The 6,979-nt window shown below is 31.7% G+C and carries 7 protein-coding genes; 5 read left to right on the top strand and 2 right to left on the bottom strand.

The features are described 5' to 3' along the window. The first annotated feature begins 302 nt into the window (after positions 1-302). The 5 genes from C1E99_RS10510 to C1E99_RS10490 all read left to right on the top strand — a co-directional run bounded on the left by C1E99_RS10510 (position 303) and on the right by C1E99_RS10490 (position 5,628). A complete protein-coding gene (locus C1E99_RS10510) occupies positions 303-1,268 on the top strand; it encodes a site-specific integrase (protein ID WP_105207514.1) in 966 nt (321 codons plus the stop codon). 68 nt (positions 1,269-1,336) lie between these two features. Continuing rightward, entirely contained in the window at positions 1,337-1,945 is a 609-nt protein-coding gene (locus C1E99_RS10505; RefSeq protein WP_105207513.1) for a hypothetical protein, read from the top strand. Between the two features lie 589 nt (positions 1,946-2,534). Beyond that, on the top strand, positions 2,535-3,923 hold the full coding sequence (locus tag C1E99_RS10500; protein WP_024377382.1) for a hypothetical protein: 1,389 nt from the start codon (positions 2,535-2,537) through the stop codon (positions 3,921-3,923). 107 nt (positions 3,924-4,030) lie between these two features. After that, positions 4,031-4,276, top strand: coding sequence for a hypothetical protein (locus C1E99_RS10495; protein WP_024377383.1), 246 nt, complete (start codon positions 4,031-4,033; stop codon positions 4,274-4,276). 86 nt (positions 4,277-4,362) lie between these two features. Beyond that, the gene (locus C1E99_RS10490) at positions 4,363-5,628 is read left to right on the top strand and encodes a tyrosine-type recombinase/integrase (RefSeq protein ID WP_024378138.1); all 1,266 of its coding nucleotides are present in this window, start codon (positions 4,363-4,365) and stop codon (positions 5,626-5,628) included. A gap of 307 nt (positions 5,629-5,935) precedes the next feature. On the opposite strand, the gene C1E99_RS10485 is transcribed toward C1E99_RS10490, so the two are convergent. Continuing rightward, the gene (locus C1E99_RS10485; RefSeq protein ID WP_238146232.1) at positions 5,936-6,577 is read right to left on the bottom strand and encodes a metallophosphoesterase; all 642 of its coding nucleotides are present in this window, start codon (positions 6,575-6,577) and stop codon (positions 5,936-5,938) included. 7 nt (positions 6,578-6,584) lie between these two features. Beyond that, positions 6,585-6,979, bottom strand: a 395-nt coding sequence (locus tag C1E99_RS10480) for an IS30 family transposase (protein WP_153060138.1), incomplete at its 5' end; no start/stop codon positions are given.

The raw sequence follows: 6,979 nt of genomic DNA, 5'->3' as shown, positions 1-6,979 counted from the left end.
AATATCAGAGTGGCCAATGCCCGAAGCTAAGAACTAGGCTCTTTCTAGATACTTTTCATTTTTTTATCAGTTCGATTGTTTTTACTTGACAAAGGGCTTTACATATCAGTTTTAAGAAATAACCAGTTCAATGACATTTGAAAATATCAAGAAAAGAGACGGTGAATACTGAATCTGATTCTAAAACGCTAGTTCTATCAGGCAGCCTCAGCGTATATTTTCAAGAGCATACCCAGCTCATTCAATAAAAAGGGTGGGAGGCAATTTAACAGTAATAAGCAAAAAAAAGAAAGGAGAAAAAAATGCCACGAAAGAGGAATTCATTAAAGCACGATATCTTCGTCGCAGCAACAAAAGATGTTACAAATAATACTTCACGAACTTCTTACAAAAGATCCGCAACACGTTTTGTAAAATGGGCTAAGGTAAATGGAATAAAGAAAATTTCTGATATTACAGAAGAAGTTCTTCAAGCATATCACGACGATTTAAAAAATGATCCAAAAGGATATACCGCAGCAACTATTCATACATACCTCGCTCCAATCGCAAAAGCTTCCGGAATCAACCTCAATCGCATCAAAAAACAAAAACGAACAAGCGATAAAATAGTTAGAGGACGAAAACATGAGGCTAATGAACAAGGGAAAAAACAAGAATTGAACTCTCGCTTCTCTCGCCTTTTAAACTTTCAGAAAGTCGTTGGAATTCGTCGTAACGAACTCAAACACCTTACTGGTTCAGATTTTAAAGAAGATGAATATGGCAATTGTTATGTTTATGTTAAAAGGGGAAAAGGGGGAAAGAAACAGATGCAATATATATTGCCTAAAGACGCTGAAATAGTAAGGAAAACTTTTCAAGGAATCGGGAAAAACGAATTAGTATTCAAAGAAGAAGAGATGAATAACCAGATTAATTTACATGCGCTACGTGCTCAACATTCAAGAGATAGCTACTTCTTCTACCTTAAAAAGATTCAACAAAACCCAAAAATGAAACACACACTTTCAAATTTCCTAATCAAAAAATGGGAAGAAGGACATCAGAAATTAAAAAATGAATCACCAAGTCAATACGAAAAACAGCGTAGAAACTTCATTTATGACCTACGCGACGAACTTTATGTTCTGCGTGGGTCAAATAAATCAAAAGCTATTTCCTCTGGAATGCCAATCGAATATAACCGTTTAGCGCTAATGGCTGTATCTGTTTTAAATTTATCACATTGGCGTTTATCTGTTACTGTAACAAATTACATTTTGTAACAATTTTTTTGATTTATTGTTTCTGACATAATGTATTTGTAGAATATTGAAGTAATGGAGGACATAATATGAGGAATCAAAATAATCTACAAAACATAAACCGAAACACTATTTTCGCAAGAGGAAAAATTATTGAAATTAACGATAAAGATTGCGCACCATCATTTATCTTATTCATTCGAAATGGTGCAGGTCGTAAACATACATATTTAACACTCAGATATGATCCAAATATTTTATATCCAATTAAAGGTACGAATGTTTACATCGAAGGACATTTGAACAATGTTATTAATTCGAATAAATTTAAGAATCAACATTATTTTGCTGATAATCTAACTGTAGTGCAAACGGAAATATCAAATTATTTCAACCTATCAAAGTCGAATGGATTTGCATTCCCAAAGCATTTTGCAAAGTTTTTTGTTTATGGAACTGTTCTTAACAGATCAGTAAATTACAATTCCATCTGGATTGAAGTTACAGTTAAAGATGAAAATGAGAATGTAGTAAAAATTCAGTATAGCAAGAAGATGCGTGTAAATGATATAAATTTAAGTGTTGGTGACAAAGTATGTATTTATGCTTTACCAATTTCAACTGAAAAAGATATTGAGGGGGAAATAGTTAATTTTGAAACATTGATTGCAGAAGATATTGTAATTGAGAACGAATAAATAAAGAAAGAAAAAAAGAGGATGAGTCAAAAATTTTGAAGCATTCTCTTTTTTGTATTAGTTAAGGAGCTTAATGTTAACTCATTTATTAAATATACATAAGAACCATCAACTACTATCAAATGTAACATTAATAAATTGTATGCGCTAGTACGTATTTTAAATATTCTATTTAAACAAAAAAATAGATAAACCTTATGACAACAGCCTTCTTAGAAATTATTCTCTTCATCAAAAGAGGAGAATAATAGATCTCTAAAGTAATTATCATAGTTTGTAGGATATTGGAATATTATCAAAAATTATTTGGCCAGAACTGTAAATATATAACATAAATAACTGAGAAAATACTAGGATAAACTCCTGTATTTTCTTTTTCGTCAGCATTTATATTTATGGAATATCATACACCAACAATCCATTATATAGTCCTCTTTTGCTTTAATGCAATTATTGAAAACTTCGACACATACGACCATTCGAGAATAACTTTTGAGGAGAAAAAAATAAAATCTTGATTTTTTGAAAAAATTATACGGTTTTGAACTCTCAATGTGGCATAATTTTTGTAACAAAAAAAGGAGTAAAAATGACAAATAATTTATCCAAAAATAATAAAGAAAAAAATATAGAAACGTATGAGATTATAGCAGCAAATTTTAAAGATAACGCAATGACAGTAGGAATCGATAAAATAACATTAATTTTTGAAGCTGAAGTATTCGTTGATAAAAAAATATTAAATGTATATAGAAAAAAATATCCAAAAAACATAATGATTAATAGTACTTATTTTATTCAAGGTAAAGTAAATAATATTACAATCAAAGAATTTGAAATCGGAAAAATCATAATAGCTGGTAATAATATAAATACTAGTGGAACGTGTCAATGTAATTTTGAACTAATCAATGGTTCAATAAATATTAAGACTTCAAATATCGAGGAAATAAAGGAACGATTATTTAATTCTCTAAAAATAATTGAATTAAAAACTGGTATCAGCATAAAACTCTATTCGAATAATGAGGTAATAATAAATTCTATTGAATTAGCTTTTACTTTTTCTTCAAAAAATAGAATAAATTTATTCACACGACTATTATTTCACAGATGCCTATCTTCACATCAACAGCCAGACAAACAAACATATCCAATACTTGATTCGACATTAGATCATCATATTCTAAGTAGCAAAGAAGGATACAATTTGACTTTTGTCACATATGATAAAACTGCTAAGTGCGAAAAAGATGGATATTTGGAAGAAAATGTAGATCATGGTTTCAGATTATATAGATTTGAAATAACATTAAAAAAATCAAATGTCAAAAAATTCCTCGGCACAAACGAACTATTTGAATTAAGTGCTGAGCATATACAATCATACTTAAAAAGTATAATCAAGAACGGGTATGAAAATTTAATCAAATCAATAAAAAAATCCGTTAGAGATACAGATAAATTGATTGAGAAAGTATATTTTGAATCCAATCCAAATGACTACATTGAACAATTTTTTTTAGAACTACTGAGAAAACCATTGGAAAATGTGACAAGTGTACTTCTAGATGAAGAAATAATACTTTATTTAGAACTAAATTACTTGAAAGGAAGAGGTAATCGAAGTCGTACAATAGATAATATACTGACAAAAATTATGCAAAGGTCAAAATACGATGAATATCCTCTTTCAATTATGGCAACGTGGCAAACACTTATACTTCTAAAATTTATGGAACAAATTCTAGATGAGAACAACTCTCAAAAATATATTCCACAAAAAAGTAGTAATGATAATAGTTTTCAAGCAATTTATCTACGACAATATCCAATAGAAAAAAGAAAGGTTTTTTATGATAACTTTCGTAGAAAGAGAACGAAAAAGTCATCAATTGATCAAATTTATAAACAACGTTGGCTCGCTTTGAATACTAAACGAATAGAAAATACGATAGAACCAAAATATAAAGATTGAATAATTCAGATAGTAAAAAATGAAATGTAGTTTATCGTTATGTCTATTAAATGCAAACATCTGAGAGAAGTACAGATTAATAAAAAATCAAGAAAGGATTAAAGTCGATGGAAAATATACAATTAAATAGAATTGAAGAGAACTTACAAATTTTGACGACACTTTTACAGAAACAAACCAGCCGTCAACTTCCATTATTAACACAAAAAGAGCTTTTACATGAATTGCAAATTTCACCAAATACATTAAAGAAATGGGAAAGTAAAGGTTTGAAACGTCTTGAGCCTCCATTTGAAGGTACTAGGACAATTTATTATAAATTTTCAGATATCGTTGATTTTTTGGAAAATTAGTTGAAAAATGCTAGAATAGAAGTATCTAAATTTAGAAGAGGAGAGTCTATTCTAGCCTTTTTCAATACCTGCATGAAAGAGGTGTTATGAAATCTGAAACAATTATTCACAATAACAAAAAAGTATTGAAGCAAACTAAAAAAAACGGAGAAGTCAAGTATGTACTGCGAGGTGTCTACTTAGGTATTGATGAAAAAACAGGAAAGCAAGTCACTACCTCCATTACCGCTAAAACTCTTCGCCAATTGGATAGAAAGTATATTCAAGCTAAACTGGATTTCGAGGAGCGGGGAAGCACCCGAAAAGAAGTTATAAGAATTAATACTTTAGAAGAGCTTGCTGAAGAGTGGTTTAAAAACTATCAAAATTGGGTTACATCTGCTAATACACTAAATCGAGTAAGAGGTTATCTTGACACCTACATCATTCCAAGATTTGGAGAATACACACCGGATAAAATTGAATCCTCTGAAATCCAATCATGGGTTAATGAGCTTGCTGAAAAGGCAAAAAAATCTGTTGAATCTGGGGTAAAAAGAGCAGAGAAAGGAAGTGCAAAAGATTTCGGAGCTGTGACTCATAAGTTGAGCGATATTTTCGACTTCGGAATAACGAGCTATGGACTGTCAAAAAATCCAGTATCCACTGTTAAAATACCTCCAAAGCCAAAAGCCAATAAAAAACGAATTATGGTACTTCATGATGACGATTTATCACATTGGTTAAAATTTTTGTCAGATTTACCAGATACACGAGCTAATCGTAGATTTAAAGTCATTTGTAACACTCTGCTCGCTTCAGCTTGCCGTATCAATGAATTACTAGCATTAGAAATTCATGATTTGGATTTAGAAACAAGCGAAATTATTGTAAATAAGACTCTGATGTGGAAAAGAGCGAATAAGAAGTTAGGAATAAAGGGGGAAATGGTTTGTAAACCAACTCCCAAAACCGATGCAGGAAATAGGAGAATTCCTGTGCCTTCAGATACAATTGCTTCACTCGTCGAATTTCATAACGAGATGAATACTTATTTTGAAAAGCATGGATTGCCTAAGTCCGACCTAATATTCCCAACAATTTATGGTAATTATATGTGTGATAGAAATGAGCGTGCCACACTTAAGAAACGTCTATCCTCACTTGGACTACCTGATTATGGTTTTCATTTATTCCGTCACACTCATGCTTCTTTGATGTTGAATGCAGGAGCAAACTGGAAAGAATTACAAACTAGAATGGGGCATCAGTCTATATCCACTACTATGGATACCTATGCAGAAATCGCTCCAAAACGAAAATTTGAAGCAGTTAATATTTATCTTGATAAAGTTGCTAAATTAACAGCTTAAGTTATCTCTACATTTTTCTCTACACTTTTGAGTACAATTCATAAAAGTCTTGCTATATCAAGGCTTTCGATAGCTAAAATAGATATTATTAGACCCTTACTGAGGTGAAATAGGGATTCACTACACGTCAATAGACGGTAGAAACCTTGATTTTAAGCGATTTTTGAAAGATGTACTTTCATTACATTGCAGTACAAATCAGTCGAATCACTACCTTTTTTGAAATAAGATTTTGATTCGGATAAGTAATAAACCCACTGGCTCATTAAAAGTCAGTGGGTTTTTGAGTAATTAGAAAGAAGTGAAGTTACGGATTAACAAGATCTACGATGATAATTTCTGGGCGATTAAAAAATCGTGGTACTCGTGTAGATTCTTTGGCCAGACCCCTGCTTACAATAAAATACGAATTTTCAACTTCATATAAACCACCTGCATATTTCGGAAGAAAACCTTGATTAGGCGCAAATACACCATTAACCAAATAAGGCACTCTCCATTGTCCTCCATGCGCATGACCAGATAACACTAAATCAAATCCATACTTTTGGTAAGTATCAATTAGTTCTGGTCGGTGCGCTAGTAAAACTTGAAAGTCAGTGCTTATTTGCTTCCCTTTTATGTCTTCAAGTTGGTCTAGCAAACTCTCACTAGTATCATACTTTTGAAAATATTCAGGATCATCAATGCCTGAAATAGTGATGGACTGCCCCCTTACATCAACTCTACTACTATCTCCAGATAATACGACCACATTCTGTTGTCTCAGATGTTCCAGCATCTGATCATATCGATCACTCCATATTTCATGATTACCTGACACATAGTAAGTATGATTAAATTTTCCTAGCCCACTTAACAATTCTAGAGTTTTTCTGTCAGAAAGTTCATCATCAAAAATATCTCCACCTAATAAAATGATATCTGGCTTTTCTTTCCCAAATTTCAAGTTGAAGTTAGCCACCCAAAAGAAATTCACTTGGCGACTTGTAGTCCAAGCATTTTTTAGGGTAGTTGTTAATCCAATTTTCGATAAAAGCGACTTCTTTCGGAGTCGTTTTCTTGGTTCCTTTAGGTAACCATCTCCGAATCAATCGATTATGGTTTTCATTTGAACCTCTTTCCCATGAAGAGTAGGGATGTGCATAGTAGATATGTTCCTCAGGAAACACTTCAACCAATCGACTAAATTCCGAACCATTATCTGCAGTTATTGATAAAATATGATACTCAGCTATTAGTAACCTAAGTGCCTGATTGACAGATTCAGCAGTTTTATTTGGAATTAATCTTATGATTTGGTGTCTACTTCGTCGGTCGGTTAAGACTAAAAGACACTGATTTTTCGCTC

Origin of the sequence: Streptococcus suis, from assembly GCF_002964045.1 — a bacterium.
GTDB lineage: Bacteria > Bacillota > Bacilli > Lactobacillales > Streptococcaceae > Streptococcus > Streptococcus suis_U.
Note: the sequence above shows the minus strand (reverse complement) of the source record. Positions and strands in the feature narration are given on the sequence as shown.

Excerpts from the sequence above, each read along its gene's own strand:
- C1E99_RS10500 (WP_024377382.1), top strand. The coding sequence starts at position 2,535 with ATGACAAATAATTTATCCAAAAATAATAAAGAAAAAAATATAGAAACG.
- C1E99_RS10490 (WP_024378138.1), top strand. The coding sequence starts at position 4,363 with ATGAAATCTGAAACAATTATTCACAATAACAAAAAAGTATTGAAGCAA.
- C1E99_RS10495 (WP_024377383.1), top strand. The coding sequence starts at position 4,031 with ATGGAAAATATACAATTAAATAGAATTGAAGAGAACTTACAAATTTTG.
- C1E99_RS10505 (WP_105207513.1), top strand. The coding sequence starts at position 1,337 with ATGAGGAATCAAAATAATCTACAAAACATAAACCGAAACACTATTTTC.
- C1E99_RS10510 (WP_105207514.1), top strand. The coding sequence starts at position 303 with ATGCCACGAAAGAGGAATTCATTAAAGCACGATATCTTCGTCGCAGCA.